14 protein-coding genes are annotated in these 20,329 nt (G+C 66.7%); 5 read left to right on the top strand and 9 right to left on the bottom strand.

Annotated features, from left to right (window positions below):
• Window positions 1–10: 10 nt before the first annotated feature.
• From AC07YR_RS22190 to nudC, 3 genes are all read right to left on the bottom strand, one after another.
• The gene (locus AC07YR_RS22190; RefSeq protein ID WP_055796589.1) at window positions 11–646 is read right to left on the bottom strand and encodes a M48 metallopeptidase family protein; all 636 of its coding nucleotides are present in this window, start codon (window positions 644–646) and stop codon (window positions 11–13) included.
• Window positions 646–2,826, bottom strand: a complete 2,181-nt coding sequence (locus AC07YR_RS22185; protein WP_494735283.1) for an ATP-dependent DNA helicase UvrD2 — start codon at window positions 2,824–2,826, stop codon at window positions 646–648. The genes AC07YR_RS22190 and AC07YR_RS22185 overlap by 1 nt, the downstream gene beginning before the upstream one ends.
• Before the next feature lie 68 nt (window positions 2,827–2,894).
• The gene (gene nudC, locus AC07YR_RS22180) at window positions 2,895–3,872 is read right to left on the bottom strand and encodes an NAD(+) diphosphatase (protein WP_494735282.1); all 978 of its coding nucleotides are present in this window, start codon (window positions 3,870–3,872) and stop codon (window positions 2,895–2,897) included.
• A gap of 278 nt (window positions 3,873–4,150) precedes the next feature.
• Here nudC and AC07YR_RS22175 point away from each other — a divergent pair, with 278 nt between their 5' ends.
• Entirely contained in the window at window positions 4,151–5,386 is a 1,236-nt protein-coding gene (locus tag AC07YR_RS22175; RefSeq protein WP_436058094.1) for a macrolide 2'-phosphotransferase, read from the top strand.
• On the opposite strand, the gene AC07YR_RS22170 is transcribed toward AC07YR_RS22175, so the two are convergent.
• From AC07YR_RS22170 to AC07YR_RS22160, 3 genes are all read right to left on the bottom strand, one after another.
• Window positions 5,358–8,909 (bottom strand): ATP-dependent helicase, encoded by a 3,552-nt coding sequence (locus AC07YR_RS22170; protein WP_494735281.1) that lies wholly within the window; start codon window positions 8,907–8,909, stop codon window positions 5,358–5,360. The two genes, AC07YR_RS22175 and AC07YR_RS22170, sit on opposite strands and share 29 nt — an antisense overlap.
• Window positions 8,906–12,295 carry an ATP-dependent helicase gene (locus tag AC07YR_RS22165; RefSeq protein ID WP_494735289.1) on the bottom strand — a complete coding sequence of 1,130 codons (3,390 nt, stop codon included), beginning with the start codon at window positions 12,293–12,295 and terminating at the stop codon, window positions 8,906–8,908. The genes AC07YR_RS22170 and AC07YR_RS22165 overlap by 4 nt, the downstream gene beginning before the upstream one ends.
• 80 nt (window positions 12,296–12,375) lie before the next feature.
• Entirely contained in the window at window positions 12,376–12,792 is a 417-nt protein-coding gene (locus AC07YR_RS22160) for an MGMT family protein (RefSeq protein WP_494735280.1), read from the bottom strand.
• Window positions 12,793–12,945: 153 nt separating this feature from the next.
• Here AC07YR_RS22160 and AC07YR_RS22155 point away from each other — a divergent pair, with 153 nt between their 5' ends.
• From AC07YR_RS22155 to AC07YR_RS22140, 4 genes are all read left to right on the top strand, one after another.
• Window positions 12,946–13,704, top strand: coding sequence for a 3'-5' exonuclease (locus AC07YR_RS22155; RefSeq protein WP_494735279.1), 759 nt, complete (start codon window positions 12,946–12,948; stop codon window positions 13,702–13,704).
• Between the two features lie 310 nt (window positions 13,705–14,014).
• The gene (locus AC07YR_RS22150) at window positions 14,015–15,109 is read left to right on the top strand and encodes a methionine ABC transporter ATP-binding protein (RefSeq protein WP_494735278.1); all 1,095 of its coding nucleotides are present in this window, start codon (window positions 14,015–14,017) and stop codon (window positions 15,107–15,109) included.
• Complete coding sequence (locus AC07YR_RS22145; protein ID WP_494735277.1) at window positions 15,106–15,777, top strand: methionine ABC transporter permease; 672 nt, start codon at window positions 15,106–15,108, stop codon at window positions 15,775–15,777. Before AC07YR_RS22150 ends, AC07YR_RS22145 begins: the two co-directional genes overlap by 4 nt.
• Before the next feature lie 159 nt (window positions 15,778–15,936).
• Complete coding sequence (locus tag AC07YR_RS22140; RefSeq protein WP_494735276.1) at window positions 15,937–16,779, top strand: MetQ/NlpA family ABC transporter substrate-binding protein; 843 nt, start codon at window positions 15,937–15,939, stop codon at window positions 16,777–16,779.
• 105 nt (window positions 16,780–16,884) lie between these two features.
• On the opposite strand, the gene hemL is transcribed toward AC07YR_RS22140, so the two are convergent.
• The 3 genes from hemL to hemB are packed head-to-tail and all read right to left on the bottom strand — an operon-like array spanning window position 16,885 to window position 20,301.
• Complete coding sequence (hemL, locus tag AC07YR_RS22135; protein WP_494735275.1) at window positions 16,885–18,228, bottom strand: glutamate-1-semialdehyde 2,1-aminomutase; 1,344 nt, start codon at window positions 18,226–18,228, stop codon at window positions 16,885–16,887.
• A 13-nt stretch (window positions 18,229–18,241) separates the two neighbouring features.
• On the bottom strand, window positions 18,242–19,321 hold the full coding sequence (locus tag AC07YR_RS22130; protein ID WP_494735274.1) for an LLM class flavin-dependent oxidoreductase: 1,080 nt from the start codon (window positions 19,319–19,321) through the stop codon (window positions 18,242–18,244).
• Complete coding sequence (gene hemB, locus AC07YR_RS22125) at window positions 19,318–20,301, bottom strand: porphobilinogen synthase (protein WP_028272593.1); 984 nt, start codon at window positions 20,299–20,301, stop codon at window positions 19,318–19,320. Before hemB ends, AC07YR_RS22130 begins: the two co-directional genes overlap by 4 nt.
• Window positions 20,302–20,329: the final 28 nt, after the last annotated feature.

The following is a 20,329-nucleotide window of genomic DNA, read 5'->3' as shown; positions in this document are numbered from 1 at the left end:
TTGAGGTCAGCTAGCCGAGCACTGACGGACCGTGGGTTTCGTCAGTGCTCGAGCTTTGTCCATCGACGTCCGGCGACATTCCCCGCGACGTTGCGAACGCCACGCCTTCAAGAAACGCCTTGGCCCGCTGGGTTTCGGGGTAAGCCTCCAGGAGTCGCCAGAACGCGGCGTTGTGGCCGGCCACAAGCAGATGCGCCAGTTCGTGCAGGAGCACATAGTCGATGACCCACTGCGGCATCGTCCGCAGTTTGTCCGAGAGCCTGATGGTCCCGTCGGCGGGAGTCGCGGAACCCCAGCGCGAGTTCTGGTTGCTGACCCACCGCACGGAAGACGGGACGGAGCGTCCGCCAAGGTACTTCGCCGACAGTTCGGCCGCATGTGCGGCGAGCGCGGCATCCGTGGCCGGCCTGCGCCGCCCCTCCCCGCGCGACCGCCGGACTCCCTGTAACCGGAGCTTCTCCAGCATCCGGTGGACCCATTCGCTTTCCTGGCCCTTGGTGAAGTGCGCCGGGATGGCCACAACGGCTGTTCCGTTCTCCCAGAACGCTGCCACGGTCCGGCGACGGCGGGCCGAGCGGCGGACGACCACCGGCGCGCCGTCGGGGGTAGTCAGCGGAATCGCCCGTGGCGGGGCGCCGCCGGCCATCAGGCGCTGCTGCTTTCCGTGAGGACTTCGAGCACGGCTTCGCCGTACTTCTCCAGTTTCGACGGCCCGATTCCGGCCAGCTGGCCCAATTCTTCGAGGGACGCCGGCCGCGCCTCGGCGATGGCAGTCAAGGTCGCATCAGTGAACACCACGAACGCCGGAACCTCGGCGGCCAGGGCCACGTCCTTCCGCCACTGGCGCAGCGCGTCGAAGGTCTGTTCCTCGTAGCTCGGCGGGCACTGGCCGCAACGGCCCACCTTGCGTTCGGCACCCGTGGACAGCATGCTTCCGCAGACCCGGCACATCGCCGGGGACGCCGCCTTCCGCCGCGGCGCGGGCCCTTTGCCGCGCGCCGTCGAACTGGCAACCGAGTCCGGGCGGAGGCCGTCCAAAAAGCGGGACGGCTTCCGGTTGGCCCTTCCGCCGGGAGTCCGGGCCAACGACCAGGAAAGGGACAGGTGCTCGCGCGCCCTGGTGATCCCCACGTAGAGCAGCCGGCGTTCCTCGTCCACGTCTTCCGGGGAGTCGGCGAACGAGATTGGCATAAGTCCTTCGCAGAGCCCCACGAGGAAGACCGCGTCCCACTCGAGGCCCTTGGCGGCGTGCAGCGACGCCAGGGTCACCCCTTGCACGGTCGGGGCATGCTGGGCCAGCGATCGTTCCTGCAGTTCGTTGACAAAGTCCGAGAGGGTGAACCGCGGACCCCGGCTGAGTACCAGCTCATCGGCCAGCGCAACCAGCGCGGCCAGCGATTCCCAGCGTTCCCGCAGCGCTCCGCCGTTGTGCGGGGCGGACGCCGTGTAGCCAAGGGATGCCACGATGTCCCGGACCAGCTGGCCCAATGGCTCGGGTTCGGAGGTTTCGGCAGCTGCACGGGTGGCGGCCCTGAGCTGGAGGATTGCGTCCCGGACTTCCTTGCGGGCGAAGAACCGCTCTCCCCCGCGCAGCTGATAGCCGATTCCGGCCGAAGCCAATGCCTGTTCATAGGCCTCCGACTGTCCGTTCGTGCGGAACAGCACGGCGATCTCGCTGGCCGGGGTGCCGGCGTCGAGCAGTTCCCGGATCTTGATCGCAACGGTGGCAGCCTCGGCTTCATCGTCCGCGCACTCCGTGAACTGGGGCGGCGGTCCGGGCTGCCGCTGTGCGACCAGTTTGAGCGGAGCCGCCCAGGCGGCATCCGCTACGGGGCCTCCGCTGCGCCGGCCCGCGAGAAGGTCATTGGCCAGTTTGACCACCTGTGGCGTGGAGCGGTAATCCCTGATCAGCTTGACGACGTTTGCACCGGGATACATGGCCTTGAAACCGAGCAGGTGCTTGGGGGAGGCTCCGGTGAACGAATAGATGGTCTGGCTGGCGTCGCCCACGACGCACAATTCGTCGCGTCCGCCCAGCCAGAGTTCCAGGAGCCGCTGCTGCAACGGCGAAACGTCCTGGTACTCGTCCACCACGAAGTGCCGGTACTGTTCGCGGACGGTGGCTGCCACCTTCGGGTCCTCCTGCAGGATCCCGACAGTGATCAGCAGGACGTCCTCGAAGTCGATGACGTTGCGGTCCGTCTTGACGTCCTCATAGGACTGGAACACCCGGGCCACAGCCGTGAGGTCGAATCCCCCGGGGTTGCCGCGGTCCTTCGCGTTCTCGAGGTAGTTCGCCGGCGTCAGCATGGACACCTTGGCCCACTCGATCTCTGACGCCAAATCCCTGATGGATGCCCGGTCCGTGCTGAGCCTCAGGCGGCGGGCGGCTTCGGCGATCATTTGCGCCTTGTGGTCCAGGAGGTTTGGCAGCGCACCGCCGACGGCCTGCGGCCAGAAGAACTGCAGCTGCCTCAGTGCGGCCGCGTGGAAAGTCCTTGCCTGGACGTTGCCTACGCCGAGATCGCGGAGCCTGCTCCGCATCTCCGCCGCAGCGCGCGCGGTGAAGGTCACCGCCAGCAGCCTCTGCGGGCTGTAGACGCCTGAGTGCACGCCATAGGCAATCCGGTGGGTGATGGCGCGCGTCTTGCCGGTGCCTGCACCCGCGAGCACGCACAGGGGCCCGTTCAGTGTGCTCGCGACTTCCCGCTGCTCGTCGTCCAGTCCGCCCAGAATGCGGTCTTCCAGGGACCGGTTGTCCTGCGCAGCGGGCTCGGCGGAAGCGATGTCGCCCTCGGCGGTGCGTTCAAAATTGTCAGTTGTCACTTGCTGCTCATGTCACTTGGTGCTGGGTCGATCGATGGTGTCGCGCGGAGGTCCGCTGTGCGGGGACGTCATTCGTCGGCAGGACGGTCCTGGATGATGCCGCCATACCAGTGCTCAATCAAGGACCGGGCAATGGACAGCCTGCTGGAAATGACAATTTCCCCGCTCAGCACCGCGGCCTGAAGCTCCGCACGGCTGAACCACCGCGCACGGGTGACCTCCACGCCGTCGGGCATTGCTTCTGTGTCCTGTGTCCTGGCGGTGAACCCCAGCATCAGCGAGGCGGGGAAGGGCCAGGACTGGGACCCCAGATACTGGGTGGCGGTGATCCGCACGCCCACTTCTTCCTGGATTTCCCGGACGACTGCCTGCTCCAGCGACTCACCCGGCTCCACGAACCCGGCCAGGGTGGAATAGTTCTTCGCGTCGAGGGGCCCGCCGCCACCCAGCAGGAGCCGGTCATCCGGGCCGACCACCGTCACGATGATAGCCGGATCAGTCCGGGGGTAGTGCTCGGAGTTGTCGGCAGGGCACCTGCGGACCCAACCTCCTGCCTCAACGAGCGTCGCGGCGCCGCACCGCGGACAATGAACGTGCGTGGCATGCCAGTTGGCGATCGCGCTGGCTTCGATGAAGAGGGCGGTGTCGGTGGCATTCAGGCGGGCCGCCACGTCCCGGAATCCCGTCCAGACGGCATCCGACGGTATTCCGGCGATGCCCCGTTCGAACTGTTCCGCCCGGACCTCAAAAGGCTCCTCCAGGACAAATAGGACGATTTCCGTACCTTCGTCCAGGTGCGAGCCCGCGAGGGCGGAACCGAGGTAGATGGTCATGGCCGGCGGGGTTCCGGCCTCGCCGAGGCTCGCCGCTAGTCCGGCGGCGTCCGTCAGCAGGAGGCTGTCGCCACAGACCAAAGCCTGGCGGTGCGAGAGGACCATGGCCAGCGCCCGGCCGGAATTGACCACGGAGTCCACCATGCCCGGCTTCATCCTGGCGCCGGATCCCCTGTCAACGAGGGCGGGACGGACGGGGAGGACAGTGTCCATAAGGTGGTTCGCCGGCAGCCGCTTCAAAGGAGGCGTACCGCCAGGGGCCGCACCTTCCGCTCCCCTATTTTGCTCTGCCTCATTTTGGGATGCCGGTGACTCCGCAAGACTCATGTACCCACCGTACTGACTCCGGCTGACAATTGACATTTGCTCCGGCCGCAACGGACCCCCGTTGCAGCGTTCCGAACACTGGTTTGGCAAGGGGATTCGTCACGATCTGAAGACTCGCCGTGGTACATCGCCATCTTGGGCGCCAGTCAATCTACCGTGGACGGGTGAGAAGAAAACCGATCGAGCTGGCAGCTGTAGCAACTGCGGCAGTCCCCGGACTGACGCCCACCGCCGTGAGTTCCGCACCCGACGATCCGGCGGACTTTGATTCGGCCCTCCTCCTGGACTCCGAAGGGAAGCAGTGGCGGGTACGCTCCCCCCGCCACGCTGAGGCCAGCGCCCGGCTGGAAACGGAGTTCATGGTGCTCCGCGCGTTTGCTCCCGGAATCAGGGCCGAACTGCCTTTTCTGATGCCCACGGTGGCTGGCACCGTTCGGCAGGGTGCACTCAGCACCTTTGTGTACTCGCATCTGGCAGGCACCACCCGCAGCGTCGAAGAACTGACAGCCGGACCGGAAGGTCTGGCGAAGGAAATAGGTGCGGCACTGGCCGCCATTCACGACCTTCCGCGGACTTTGGTCAGCAACGCCGACCTCCCCAGCTACACACCCAATGAGTTCCGGCAGCGCAGGCTCAACGAACTCGACCAGGCTGCCACCACAGGGAAGATCCCTCCCGTGCTCCTGCGCCGTTGGGAACATGCACTGGAAGACGTCTCGCTGTGGCGTTTCAATCCCTGCGTTGTCCACGGCGACCTGCATGAGGACAACATCCTCGTTGACGGGGACCGTGTGACGGCTGTGACGGGCTGGACCGATTTGCGCATCGGCGACCCCGCCGACGACATGGCCTGGCTCGTGGCCTCCAACGAACAGGGCTTCGTGGACGCCGTGCTGAGCCACTACACGTCCGGCCGCAGGGATGCGCCGGACGCCCACCTGCTGCGCCGCGCGGCGCTCTCCGCCGAGTTCGCGCTGGCCCAGTACCTGGTCAAGGGCCTGGCGGCCGGAAACGAGTCCATGATCGGCGAAGCTGAAGAAATGCTGGCCTCGCTTGCCGAAGACATCGCCGAGCACGGCGGTCAGCCCATCAGCGTGGAACCCTTGCCGCAGGCCGTCCCCGCCGTGCACGTGGAACCCGTTCCGCTGGACGGACCATCCGTGCATGTCGAAGCCCTCCCGCAGGTCCAACCGGCCGGTGCCGGGGCCGTGCCTTCGGTCCATGTATCACCGATCCCGGCCGAACAGCCCGCCACCACCGTCGCCTCCGGTCCGCCAGCCAAGGGCGGCGAAGCCGGTCAGGCTGCCGGCGCAGATGGGGAAACCACGCCCCATGCCCCGCCGGCAGCGGACGACACGTCCACCGCCGCCATTACGATTGTGGACGCAAAGTCCCACTAGCCGAGCCGGACGCTTTCGCCAGTGCGGTGGTTCCGCCGAGGGCCGCAGTAACGATGTCCTCCAACTGTTCGGCCGTCCCGAGGTCGTGCGGGCGGACCACCTGATTTTCCCCCACGTAGTAGAAAGCGGCCCGGACATTGTCGAGGGGCACTCCCTTGAGCCGGGCCCAGGCGAGCCGGTAGACGGCCAGCTGGACGGCTTTCACCTTCAGTTGCCCGGCGGCGGGACGGCGGCCTGTTTTCCAGTCCACCAGGTCCCAGCGCCCGTCGGCGTCCCGGAACACGGCATCGATCCGGCCACGCACCACAACGTCTCCGATGCGCGTTTCCACCGGAACCTCCACATGGGCCGGGGCACGGTGCGCCCACTCAGAGTTCCGGAACGTCTCCACCATGGAGTCCAGCCCGTACGCCTCGTCAATATGGTTGTCCGAGCCCGGCGCCTCGTCCAGTTCCAGCATGCCTGCCTTGCCGAAGTACTCTTCGACCCAGGCGTGGAAAGCCGTGCCCTTGCGGGCTGACATGCCTGGTTCCCTGGGAACGGGGCGCCGCAGCCGTGCAAGGACTGATCCCGGATCATCGCCCAGGTCCACAAAGGTTGACGCAGAGATGTGGCCGGGCAAGTGGACATCCTGCACTGCGGCCCTGCGAAAGCGGCGCTCCAGCAACAGGGCCGCCTCCTGCGCCCAGTTGGCCGCAACGCTCCGGAGCTGGCGGGGACCCTCCCCCGCTGAGAGACCCTCAGCGTCCCACGCGGGTCCCGCGGCCATGGCCTCGCGGACCCTTCCGGCGGCCGTTTCCATCGCCGCCCGCCGCCCTGGAACCAGCCGCAGCCTGGTCCCGGTGCGCGGATCGGCAGGCCCTTCCAGCGGGTCGTACGGCCACAGCGCCAGTTCCAGGTCCTGGGTCAGCGGGCTTTCCGCCGGCAGTGATGACTCCTCCACCGACGCGGGATGCACGACGGCGGCATGTTCCGGCGCAGGTTCCGCCGGACCTCCGGCAGGCTCCTGGGCTGCCCCGTCCGGACCGCCGGTGCGTGTCGCGACACCAGCGAGGTGCCCCAGCTCGGAAAGGAACGGCGACATCTCGGCCATACCGGCCCGGGAGCCGACCCAGGCCGCGCTCGACACCCACAGCACGTATTTCGCCCGGGTGTAAGCCACGTAGGCCAGCCTGCGTTCCTCTGCTTCGCCGTGCGCCTGGACATCCGCCTTGAAGTCTTTTTCTGCGTCCAGCCAGCCTTTTTGGTCCGGTTGGTCCAGGTCCCATTGCGGCAGGTCGGCGCGGTCACCCCGCAGCGGCCAGGGCAGGGCGGCGCTGCCGCTGCTCCAGCGTGAATCGCGGCTGCTGGGAAACGCTCCCGCGTTCAGGCCGGGAACGAACACGACGTCCCACTCCAGGCCCTTGGACGCGTGCACCGTCAGCAGCTGGACGGCTTCATGGTTGACGTCCGGAGCGGCAACGTCCAGCCCGCCTTCCTCCGTGGCCGCGGCCTCCAGCCACGCCAGGAAAGCCAGGACGTCTACCCGGTGGGAGGTGTGGAGGAATCCTGCCGCGGCATCATGGAATGCGTCCAGGTTCCTCCGGGCCTGATGGATGCTGATGCCGGGACGGGCCGCCACCTCGATATCCAGGAGCATGGCCCGTTCCACCTCGCCCAGCAGCGTGGTGAGGTCGTCACCCATGAATCCCCGGAGCTGCCGGAGCTCGGCCGACAGGGTGTGCAGTCGGTTGAGGGCCTCCGGGCTCAGCGTCCGGCCATGGGCCGACGTCCAGCCGTCCCGCGGCAGCCAGTCCAAGGCTTCCACCAGGCTTGCCGCATCGGTGATGTCGCTTTCGATGACGGCGGCGTCGGAATCATCACCTTCATCGGCGCCCTGCCCCGGGTGCCCCCGGCGGCGCGCAAGGAACGAAGACCAGTCCCGGAAGGCCATGAGGTCGGCCGGCCCTATCCGCCAGCGCCCTCCGGCCAGAAGGCGCATGAGCGAGTCCGAACGGCCCGGATCAGCGAGCACCCGCAGCGTGGCCACCAGGTCAACAATCTCCGGGGTGTCCAGGAGTCCGCCGAGGCCCACAATTTCGTAGGGGATTCCGCGCACCTCGAACTCACGCCGGATGCATTCCATCTGAGCGCGACGGCGGCAGAGAACGGCCATCGCGGGAGGTATCTGGTCTGTTCCGTCGTTGTCTTCGAAATCCGTGACGCGGTACCGCAGGACATCCGCCGCGATGGCCTTTGCCTCGTCTTCGTCAGTCGCAAAGCGTCCGATGACCACCTTTCCCTGGGCCGCCGCGGGGCTGGGCTGCAGCGGCGGAACCTCCACGGAGTCCGCCGCGTCCCGCTCCCCCGCAGGCCCGCCTTGAATGGCCGCGGCGCTAAGTGGCGCCGAAATGACATTGGCGGCGGACAGGATGTTGCGTCCGTTGCGCCACGCGGTTGTCAGGTAGGAAGTGGGTGCCACAGCGAAAGAATCCTCGACCCGGACGGGGAATTCACGAACAAAATGGAACAGCTGGCCGGCAGACGCCCCCCGGAAACCGTAGATGGACTGGTTCGGGTCACCCACGGCTGTCACCGCATGGCCGCCGCCGAAGAGCCTGGAGAACAGCACGAGCTGGGCATGCGAGGTGTCCTGGAATTCGTCGAGCAGCACCACTTTGAACCGCTGGCGTTCCACTTCGGCGGCCAGCGGGATCTCGCTGGCGACCCGCGCGGCGAGGGCCACGAGGTCGCCGAAGTCCAGCGCGCCCCGGACCCGCTTCGCGTCCGCGTACCTTCCCACCATCTCGGCGACGCTGGCCCTGGTGCGCAGCATGGCGCCGAGCTCTCCGGCGGCCTGGGTAGGGTTCTTCTTGGCTCCGGCCACATAGGGCAGGGCTTCGAATTCCGCGACGCGCCCCATCAGCCATTCCTGCACCTCGGCGGGATCCCGCAGGTGTTCAGCGCACTCGCCGGCAAGCTGGATGACGGCTTTCACCAGCGTGGACTTGGCAGCACGGAAGTGCTCGTATTCGCCGTCGAAAGCCTCAACAACTTCGCTGGCCAGCTGCCAGGCCTGCGCTCCGCCCAGCAGGACAACGTCACGTTCGACACCGAGCCGGAGACCGTAGTCGGACACGATGCCGCTGGCGTAGGAGTGATACGTGGAAACCTTGGGTTCCAGGGCATCCTCGCTGAGCAGGCCCGCCGGAAAAATCCTGCTCTCCGTGTCCTCCGCGGCAATCCGCTGCAGAGCAGCCAGCTTGGCCCGGATCCGGCTGGCCAGCTCACCGGCCGCCTTGCGCGTGAACGTCACCCCCAGGACTTCTTCCGGCCTGACCCATCCATTGGCAACCAGCCACACAACGCGGTCTGCCATGGTGGCGGTCTTGCCGGATCCGGCACCTGCAATGACCAGGCGCGGCGTGAGTGGCGACGAAATGATGGCGGACTGCTCTGCGGTGGGGCTGTTGCGTTCGCCCAGCATGGCAGTCAGCTCTTCAGGGGAAAACCGCGGCGCCGGCACGTCAGGGGGCGTTGTCATTCAGTAACCTGCTTTCCGCGAAGGCAAAGGGGACAGACCTCCGGCAGCCGGCAGCCGTGGCCACCATGGCCGGACTTGGCCGGATCGTGGCGGGCTTCAAAAACGCTGCCGGACATAAGCCGTGCGGCCTCGTTCACCATGTCGAGGGCCCAATTGTTGTCGGAGCTGTCCAGCGGCTCCTGGACCTGGATACCAGGGCCCTTGTTGCTCGTGCCAAGCTGGGCAAGCACGGCCCCGCCCGGCTGAACGTCGCCTGGTTGAACCGCCACCGGTTGAACGTCAGCGGCCGCTGTGCCGGGTTCCATGAATCCGCCAGCCAGTACCGCGGCCTGGTAGGAACCCAGCTGTGGATGGCGCGCGAGATCAGCTTTCGACGGCTGGCGCTTGCCGGTCTTGAGGTCAACGATCACCAGCCGCCCTTCGGAGTCGATTTCCAGCCGGTCAACTTGTCCGCGGAGAACGGCGGACCTGGTCTCAGGGTCAGCGGCTGTTCCCGGCAGTCCCGGCTGCGGCACGTCCACGATGTCCGCCAGTTTCACTTCGAAGTCCCGTTCGACACCGACAAGGCTCCTGCCTTCACTGCGCATGACCAGGATGTATTGGGCCAGTTTCCGGACCATGCCCTCGGCGCGCTGAAAATCCAGCTTGCCTTCCCAGTTGTCCTTCATGCCCAGCGCGGGCCATCGCCGGACCAGCTCCGCAACGTATTCCGATCCCGAAGAATCCGGCAGATCCTGTGCGATGGCGTGGACCAGCGTGCCCAGGCTCCTGGCAAAGTCGGTGGCGGCTTCTCCGCCGGCAGCCTGGATGAACCAGTCAAGCGGAGACTTTTGGACCGTCTCCACCTTGGACGGCGAGACGAACACCGTTCCTCCGGCCGGAACAATCCGTTCCGCCGAAGACAGCGGCGCGAGCCCCCACCAGGAGTCGGGATCAGCGCCGGGCACGGATGGCTCCGCGACCGCCAGCCGCGCAAGGACCTTCGCGGCTTCGACGGATTCGGCGGCGGACCTCCCGTCCAGTTGCGCGTGCTGCCGAAGTTCGGCCACGAGGGCACGGAGGGTCATGGGCCGTTCCACCGGGGTGAATGTCCGTCGATCCTGCCCGGGACGCAGCGGAGCCACGTAGTCGAGGAAGGACGAGGGCTGTTCGTCCTCTGACGACACAGCCGTGCAGATGAGCACGTCCCGTGCCCGGGAGACAGCCGTGGAGAAGCTGCGGAGTTCGTCATAGCGGATTTCCCGCAGCCTGCTGATGGGCCCCAACTGCAGGGCGTGTTCCACCCCGTGTTCAACGGCGTCAGCAAAGAGCGTGCTGCCAAGGAGCTCTCCGCGGAGCCTGGTGTTGGGCCACACTCCTTCCTGCAGGCCGGAAATAATGACGACGGGCCATTCACGTCCGGCAGCACTCGCCGGCGTCATGAGTTCCACGGCGTCTTCCAGCTGCGCCCGGGCTGCCAGGGTGTCCATGGGCAGCTCCTGGCTGAGCAGATACTCCAGGAACTGATCAGGGCCTGACCCTGGCAACTGGTCTACATAGCGTTCGGCGGTGTGGAACAGGGCCATCATGGCGTCAAGGTCGCGGTCTGCCCTGGCCCCCGCTGCGCCGCCGGCCAGTGCCGCCTCAGTCCAGCGTGCGGCGAGCCCGGTGGAGTTCCAGAGCGCCCAAAGCACCGTTTCGGCGTTGCCGCCCGGGGCCCGGGCCGCCAGGCGCCCGGCTTCGATCATGCGCGCGACACGGCGGGCAGAGCGGCCTTCGATACCAGTGGTGGCCAGCGCGCCGGGTTCCAGCAGCGACTCGACGAGCAGGGCATCACTGGTGCGGCCTCCCCCGCCAAGGATCTCCTCTCGGCGCAGGGACTGGCGCAGGCGGCGCAACTCGATGGAAGTCGCTCCGCCGATCCGGGACGTCAGCAGCGCCACAGCCGATTCCGGGGTCAGCGCCGCAGGATCCAGCGCCACGGCATAGGCATCAAGCAGGGGCCGGACAGCGACTTCGTCCCGGACCGCAGATTCGGCCACGGGAACCCGCACGGGAATGCCGTGGCCGGCGAGGTGGCGCTGCAGCTGGTTCAGCTGCCCGCCGTTCCGCACGATCACCGCGATGTCGCCGAGCTCGCGGCCCTGGTTCAGGTGCGCATCAAGGATGCGCTGCGCAACATAGCGCAGCTCCTGGACCGGAGACGGAAGGACGTGGCCCTCCACATCGCCCCGGACAGGGGCAACACCGTGGTGCTTGAGGCCATCCTGCTGCTGGCCGCATGCGGCTTCGGCGCTTTCCAGCCTGCGGGCCGAGCGGCCACCCGCGCGTTGAGAGATGCGTGCCGCCACCTCAAGCCACGCCTGGGCGACGGCGGGAGCGTGGCGGTGTGTCACCCGGAGCGGGCGTTCCAGGACCGTGTCCCCCGCGGCAGTATCCCGGAGCCCCTCTCCAGGTGCGCCGGCAGGAGCCAGCAGGTGCGGCAATTCAGCCGTGAGGTCGGGCCTGGCGCCGCGGAATCCCTGGACAACGGTGTCCGGGGACGACGTCACGTAGACATCCTTGCCTGCCGCGATGTCGGCCAGCAGCTCGAACACGGCCGGGTTGGCTTCCTGGATGTCGTCCACGAGAATCAGCTGCAGGCGTTCCCGCTCGGCGGCCAGGAATTCGGGGGCGTCCTGGAAGATCTGGCGTGCGGCCGTGATGATTCCCGCGGGGTCGAAGGCCTCCGGCATACGCAGGTCCAGTACGTCGCGGTACTCGGCGTACAGCGCGGCGGCAGCGATCCAGTCCGGACGGTTGCACTGCCCGGCCAGCCGCACCAGGTCATCGGGCGTCCGGCCGGACTCAATGATCCGGTCAAAGAGCTGACGTACCTCGTGGCGGAAGCCACGGGTTTCCAGTGCGGCGCCCAGGTCTTCGGGCCAGGGCAGTTCAAGCCCTGGAAGGGCATGGCCTTCAAGCAGTTCCTTGATGATGAGGTCCTGCTCGGGTCCTGACAGGAGCCGCGGCGGTCGCGGCAGCGGAAGGATGCCTTCTGCTTTGGCACGCCGGATCAGATCGAAGGCATACGATGCCCAGGTGCGTGCCGGCGTCGTACTGAGGCTGCGGTTGAGCCGGGCCGTGAAGCGGTCTCTGAGGGAGTCGGCTGCGAGGCGGCTCGGCGCCAGCACAAGCATTCTTTCCGGATCCACGCCGTCGCGCTCTGCCCGGCGCACAGCAACTTCAATGAGTACGGTGGACTTTCCCGTACCCGGGGCACCCGGTACCAGGACCGGACCGGACCCGTGCGGGACGTCCACGGCCGCCTGCTGGTCCGGTGACAAAACCGGAACGACGTTGAGGACCTGCTTTGGCGGAAGGAGCCTCAGTCCGGCTGCCGTTCCAGCGGGCCTGCCGACTGGTATGTGGCCTGTTTGCCCATCTGCACGCTGCCCTGCCTGGATCCGCTGCCCTGCTTGGATCTCCGGGGAGTCGTTAGTAAGTGTCACACAGTCATTTCATCATTCGGGGCGGACATTTTATGGAGCCGCCGCTCCAGCCGTTCGGCAATCAGGTCGATGAGGTCGAAGTCACTGTCCAAGGGCGCCCACCGCGCCTCCGCAAGGTCCACGCGCCACCGTCCTTCGCCGCTCCGGACGAAGTCCAGGTAGCGGCCCAGGAGCGGGGTTCCTTCCTGGAGGTAGTACGTCAGGGCCTCGGCCTCGAGCCCCTGCGGTGCTTCACCGCTCGCCCTTAGGACCCGCCACCAGGGGACGGAGCTGCCGTGGTGGCTCATGACCGCGCCCACCTGCCGCGCACCGCCGGAACCGAGGAGCTCGGACACGTCGCCATACGCGACAACTGATCCCGTAGGGATGAGTTGAACCACGGACAGTACCGCCTCGACATACTCCGTGCGCATGAATCCAGCGTAGCGGTTCCCCGGCACCCGCGAGGCGCCACGTGTGAGCGGCCACCCTCGAAGCGGCCCGACCGCGAGGCAGCCAGCCCGCCGACGGGCGGCACGCCCGCAGCCCGGCACAAAACTGTCAGAGGCAGCAGGTAGTTTTGAAGTATGAGCATCAGGAACACCAGCATCAGCACCACCACTGGCAGCACCACCACCGGCACGTGGGACACGCGTCCCCGGGCCGCCTTCGACTTGGAGACCACCGGCCGCAACTCGCGTGCCGCCAGGATCGTCACGGCATCGGTCACCGTGGTGGATGCCGATGGAAGCGTCATCAAGGAGCATGAGTGGCTCGCGGATCCCGGAATCGAGATCCCCGCCGAAGCCAGCGAGGTGCACGGCGTGACCACCGAACGGGCCCGCCAGGAGGGCCGCCCGGCCGCGGAAGTGACCCGCGAACTCGCCTCGGTGCTGCAGGGATTGTTCGACGACGGTGTCCCGGTTATTGCGTTCAACGCCAGCTATGACTTCACGGTGCTGGCAGCAGAGTCGGCCCGGTACGGCATTCCGCAACTGGACCGCTTCCCCGTCCTGGATCCCTACATCATGAACAAGCAGGTGGACCGATACCGCAAGGGTAAGAGGACGCTCACCGCACTCTGCGAAGAATACGAGGTCAACCTCGACAACGCCCACACGTCCGCAGCGGACGCCCTCGCGACGCTCCGGATGCTGGACGCCATGGCCGGTAAGTTCCCGAAACTCCGGATGGCCGCCGGTCAGCTCCATCAGCTGCAGGTGGGCTGGGCGGCCAGCCAGGCAGCGGACTTCCAGACGTATCTCCGCAAGACCAAGCCCGCCGCCGTGATCGAAGGCGAATGGCCGGTCCTCCCGCCCGAAGACGCCAGCGGGGGCGACTTCTAGCCGGCCGTACAAAACCCGGACAAGCCCGGCCCTCCAGGGAAAAAGGCCACAGTCTGGGCCACAGTCTGGGACGAGGATCACAGTTCCCGGCAGGGTCGCTGGCCGGCGCAGGCGGCCGGTGCAATTTTGCCTGTCACAGCACGGCCGCACGAGCAACGCGGCATTGGCATTGAGTCGGAACTTAATGCGGCGGCAAAGTCAATGCGCCGAAGATACTGCGGAAGTGACTCGCCAAGGGCACCGCTGACATAATTAAGTTCAAAAGCGTGCTTGTGCTATGCCCTGCCCGAGGCCAACCTCCTGAGGATAAATGATCACAGTTACCGACCTGCGAAAGGTCTACCGCCAAGGGAAAAAGGAAGTGGTGGCCCTCGACGGCGTCACCCTTTCCGTTCCCAAAGGTTCCATTCACGGAATCATTGGCCATTCAGGCGCCGGGAAATCGACCCTGGTGCGTTGCCTGACGCTGCTGGATCGTCCGACGTCGGGGTCCGTCAGCATTGACGGCACGGAACTAAGCTCCGTCAGGGAGTCCGAAATCCGTGCCGCCCGGCGCCGCATCGGCATGGTGTTCCAGCATGCGAACCTCATGGACTCCCGCACTGCGGCCGGCAACGTGGCGCATCCCCTGGAGCTGGTCAAGACGCCGAAGGACAAGATCCGGGCCAAGGTTGCTGACTTGCTGTCCCTCGTGGGCCTGGAAGGGTTTGAAAACGCCTACCCCTCCCAACTTTCCGGCGGGCAGCGCCAGCGCGTCGGCATCGCCCGGGCACTTGCCGCCGAGCCCGACGTCCTGTTGTGCGATGAGCCCACCTCTGCCCTGGACCCTGCGACCACTGATGAAATCCTCGACCTGATCCAGGACCTCACAAAGCGTTTGCAGCTCACCGTCCTCATCATCACGCACGAAATGAACGTCGTGAAGCGTGTCTGCGACTCGGTGTCCCTCCTGTCCAAGGGCCGCATCATCGAGCACGGGGCGCTCAAAGACGTGGCCGGGGATCTCGAGAGCAAGCTGGCCAAGGCACTCCTGCCGCTCCCCGCCTCAGAGCCCCTTAAGGGTGCGCTGCAGGGCGGACCGGTCCTGGAAATCCTGTTCGCCGGTGACAACGCCAAAGAACCTGTCCTCACCGGTGTTGCACGGCACTTCGACATCGACCTCAATGTCCTCGCCGGCAGCGTCGAGACGCTGGGCGGCCAGCAGTTCGGGCACCTCCGTGTGCAGCTCGCCGAGAATGCGGATTACGACGCCGTCCTCGCCTACCTCCACCAGCGCGGCATAGGCGCCAAACTGGCGAGGACGAAAACAACAGCCAGCGACACCGTGGATCTTGACGCTGCGGATCTGGATGACGCTGACTTGGATAAAACTCAATTGGGCGACGCGGCGGGAAGGAACTCATGAACGACATCTTCAGCAACCCCGTCCTCGCGAAGGCGCTGCCCGAAGCCATCGTTGAAACACTGCAGATGGTCGGAATTTCGGCCTTCTTCACTGTGCTGGTGGGCCTGCCCCTGGGCGTCTTCCTGCACGTCACGGCGCCGGGCGGACTGCGTCCGATGCCCGTCACCAACCGGATCATGAGCGACGTCATCGTCAACATCACCCGGTCCATCCCGTTCGCCATCCTGATGGTCGCGCTCATTCCGCTGGCCCGCCTGCTGACCGGCACGAGCCTTGGGCCCATTGCGGCTTCAGTCTCGCTGTCCATCGGCACCATCCCCTTCTTTGCCCGCCTGGTGGAGACATGCCTCCGGGACGTCCACCATGGCAAGATCGACGCCGCCCAGGTCATGGGGTCCACCAAAATGCAGGTCATCAACAAGGTGATGCTGCGCGAATCGCTCCCGGCCCTCATAGCCGCCACAACCACCACCGTGGTCACGCTGGTTGGATACTCGGCCATGGCCGGCCTGGTGGGCGGCGGCGGACTCGGGAAGCTGGCGTACAACTACGGCTTCCAGCGATTCGATGTCACGGTCATGATCGTCACCATCGTCCTGATCATCGTCCTCGTTCAGGTCATCCAGCTGGTCGGCGAGCAGATCGCCCGCAGCCTCGACCACCGCTAGGCCTGCACCACCGCCGGGCCAACACCACCAACCAGCCGTCGTCCAACGGGCACGGCAATCTTCACCGCAGCAGGTAGCCGCCCGCTGCATCTGTGCCGGAGACGGCGCCGGGCGCAAGCCCGCCGTCGAACTCCCAGCAATTCGAAAGGAACGCATTCGATGCGTAAATCACTCTCCCTCCTGGCCACCGGTATCGTCACCGCACTGGCCCTGACGGCCTGCGGCGGTTCCTCCAGCCCCAGCGCCGAAACCACCGCCCTTGACCCGGCCAAGCCCGCCACCCTGACCGTCGGTGCAAGCCCGGTCCCGCAGGCCAAGATCCTGGAATTCCTCAACGAGGACCTCGCGCCCAAGGCAGGCCTGAAGCTGGACATCAAGGAGATCGAGGACTACCAGACTCCGAACACCGCCCTGAGCGACGGTTCGCTGGACGCCAACTACTACCAGCACCTCCCCTGGTACGAAGACCAGGTCAAGACCAAGGGCTACAAGTTCGGCCACGGCGAAGGCGTCCACATCGAGCCTTACGCCGCCTTCTCCGAGAAGGTCAAGGACATCAAGGACATCAAGGAAGGCGCCAAAGTCGCCATCACCAACGACCCCTCCAACCAGGTCCGGGCGCTGAAGGTCCTCCAGGTTGCCGGCCTCGTCAAGGACATCAAGGACGATTCCTCGGTGCTGACCCTCACCGACGAGCAGAACCCCAAGAAGCTGAAGTTCTCCGAGAACCAGCCCGAACTCCTGATCAACGACCTCAAGGACCCGTCCGTGGACCTGGCCCTGATCAACGGCAACTTCATCCTGAAGGCGGGCCTGAGCACCAAGGACGCCCTCGCAGTGGAGTCCGTGGAAAACAACCCCTACGCCAACTTCCTGGCCTGGCGTGAAGACTCCAAGGATGACGTCCGCATCAAGAAGCTGGACGAGCTCCTGCACTCCCCCGAGGTCAAGGCCTTCATCGAAAAGGAATGGCCCAACGGTGACGTGACGGTGGCCTACTAAGCCTTCCGCTTCACAGCATTAGCAAGAAATCCCCGCCTCCCGGACGTTTCCCCTTCGCTTTTAGCGGGGATTCGTCCGGGAGGCGGGGATTTCTGTTGTGAGCCGTTACAGCCCGGCAGGCACCTCTGCCGACGCAGCGGCGCGGGCTGCGGCAGGGAGCGCCTCGAAGATCCGGTTCATGGCGGCGTCGTCGTGTGCCGCGGACAGGAACCACGCTTCGAAGACCGACGGCGGCAGGTAGACGCCGGAGTCCAGCATCGAGTGGAAGAACGGCGCGTAGCGGAACACTTCCTGGCCCTGGGCGTCGTCATAGTTGTGGACGCCCCGGGCCGACGTGCCGAAGGCCACCGAGAAGAGGTTTCCTGCCCGCTGGATGGAGTGGTCCACGCCGGCGGCGTCCAATGCCGAGGACAGCGCCGCGGAAAGCTCCAGGGAGCGTGCATCGATAAACGAGTAGACCTCGGGGGTGGCGTGGGTCAGGGTAGCGACGCCGGCGGCCATGGCCACCGGGTTTCCGGACAGCGTTCCCGCCTGGTACACGGGGCCGAGCGGCGCGAGGTAGTCCATGATGTCGGCACGGCCGCCGAGGGCCGCCGTCGGCATGCCGCCGCCGATGACCTTGCCGAAGGTCAGCAGGTCCGGGCTCCACGGCTCGGCGGCGCCGGCCGCGCCCCCGGTGAGGCCCCAGTAGCCCGAGTAGCCCGTACGGAAGCCGGTCAGGACTTCGTCCACGATGAGCAGGGCGCCGTGTTCGCGGGTGATACGCGATAGTCCGGCGTTGAACCCCTCGCCGGGCGTGACCACTCCCATGTTGGCCGGAGCCGCCTCCGTGATGACGGCGGCGATGTTGCTGCCGTGCGCGGCGAACGCGGCCTCCACGGCGGCGAGGTCGTTGTACGGCAGCACCAGGGTTTCGGCGGCGGTGGCCGCGGTGACGCCGGCGGAACCGGGCAGCGCCAGGGTGGCCACGCCGGATCCGGCCGCGGCAAGGAGTCCGTCGAGGTGGCCGTGGTAGCAGCCGGCAAACTTGATAATCAGGTCGCGGCCGGTGAAGCCGCGGGCCAGACGGACGGCGGTCATGGTGGCTTCGGTGCCGGTGGACACCATCCGGACGCGTTCGGCGGCGGGGACGCGTTCCCTGACGATCGCGGCAAGGTTGGCTTCGTCCGGGGTGGAGGCACCGAACGAGAGCCCGCGGTCCACGGCGGCGTGGACTGCTTCGAGCACGGCGGGGTGGGCGTGCCCCAGCAGCGCGGGACCCCAGGAGCACACCAGGTCCACGTACTCGGCACCGTCCGCGTCCGTCAGGTACGGGCCCTTGGCGGACACCATGAACCGCGGAGTCCCGCCCACGGAACCGAAGGCCCGGACGGGAGAGTTGACGCCGCCCGGCATGAGCTGGCGTGCACGGTCGAAAAGTTCCTCATTGCGAGGAGAGCTGGAAGTCATGGTTCCTATTCTTTCAGTTTGCGGGTGCATGCCCGGACAGGAGAGTGGCCACACGGGGCGCCACCTCGGTGCCCAGCAGCTCAATGGACCGCATCATGGCCTTGTGGGGCAGGGAGCCGCTGCTGTACTTGAGGTCGAAGCGGTCCACGCCCAGGTTCTGCTTGAGCAGGACGATCTTCCGCGCCACCGTTTCAGGCGATCCCACGTAGAGCGCGCCTTCGGGGGTGCACATGGCATCGAATTCCCGCCGGCCGCCCGGGCCCCAGCCGCGCTCCGCGCCGATCCTGTTCCGCAGCTCCAGCCAGTGCGGGAAGAACTCCTCGCGGGCTTCCTCGTCCGTTTCGGCCACATGCCCGGGCGAGTGCGTGGCCACCTGCTGCATCGGATGCCCGTACTTAGCCATGGCCTCGCGGTAGAGGTTGGCCAGCGGCGCGAACGACCGCGGTTCCCCGCCGATGATCGCGAAAATGATGGGGTAGCCGTATTCCGCGCAGCGCAGCACCGACTCCGGGGTTCCGCCCACGCCGATCCAGGCCGGCAGCAGGTGGTGCTCCAGCGGCGGATAGACGCTCAGCCCGTTGATGGCCGGACGGGTGCGCCCTTCCCAGTGAACCGGCTTCTGCGCACGGACCTTGTCAAAGAGTTCCAGCTTTTCCTCGAACAGGACCTCGTAGTCGGCAAGGTCCAGGCCGAACAGCGGAAACGATTCGACGAAGGACCCGCGGCCCAGCATGACTTCGGCGCGGCCGTTGGAGATGGCATCCACCGTGGAGAAACGCTGGAAGACGCGGATGGGGTCGTCCGAACTCAGCACGGTCACCGCGGACCCCAGCCGGATGTGCTTGGTCCGGGCCGCGGCGGCGGCCAGGAAGACTTCGGGGGCCGAGACGGCGAAGTCCCGGCGGTGGTGCTCCCCCACACCAAAGGCGTGGAGTCCGACGTCGTCCGCCAGCTCCGCCTGTTCCAGCAGCTGGCGCAGCACTTGCGCATGCGGCACCGGCTGCCCGTCGGGGTAGGACCCGACGTCGCCGAACGTGTTCAGCCCGAGCAGGACCTTCCCCGGGCCGACGGGGGCAGTGGGGCTGTCGCTCATTTCGACTCCTTCAGCCAGCCGGCGAGCTCGGACGCCCAGTAGGTCAGGACCATGTTGGCTCCGGCCCGTTTGATGCCGAGGACCGATTCGGTGATGGCGGCACGGCGGTCGATCCAGCCGTTGGCGGCGGCCGCCTCGATCATGGAGTATTCCCCCGAGATCTGGTAGGCGGCCACGGGCACGGTGCTCATGGCGGCGACGTCGGCGAGGATGTCGAGGTAGCTCATGGCGGGCTTGACCATCACCAGGTCGGCGCCTTCGGCCAAGTCCAGCTCCACCTCGAGGATGGCTTCGCGGCGGTTGGCGGCGTCCATCTGGTACGTGCGCCGGTCCCCCTTGAGCTGCGAATCCACCGCTTCGCGGAAGGGGCCGTAGAACGCGGAGGCGTATTTCGCGGCGTACGCCACTACAGCCGTATTCGTGTGTCCGGCGTCCTCCAGTGCCTGCCGGATCACGCCGATCTGCCCGTCCATCATTCCCGAGGGGCCCAGCATGTGCGCCCCGGCATCAGCCTGGGCCACGGCCATCGCCGCGTAGATTTCCAGCGTTGCGTCGTTGTCCACGTACCCGTCGGCGTCGAGGACGCCACAGTGGCCGTGGTCGGTGAATTCGTCCAGGCAGACGTCGCTCATGACCACCAGGTCATCGCCCACCTCCGCGCGGACGTCCCGGATCGCCTTGTTGAGGACGCCGTCGGGGTCCAGGGATGCCGTGCCGCGCGCATCGCGTTCGGCCGGAATGCCGAAGAGCATGATGCCGCCGACGCCCAGCTCCACGGCCTCGGCCGCAGCCCTCTTCAGGGAATCGGTGGTGTGCTGCACCACGCCGGGCATGGACGCGATGGGGTTGGGTTCCGTGAGCCCCTCCCGGATGAACGCGGGAAGGATCAGTTCGGGCGCCGCCAGCCTGTGTTCGGCCGTCATCCGGCGCATGGCCGGGGTGGTGCGGAGCCGGCGGGGGCGATGGGTCGGGAAGCTCATGTTCTGTCCTTCACTGGGGTCTCAGGGG

The sequence above is a fragment of the Arthrobacter sp. GW460-12-1-14-TSB2 genome, assembly GCF_059423525.1.
This window is presented reverse-complemented; position numbering and strand designations above follow the sequence as displayed.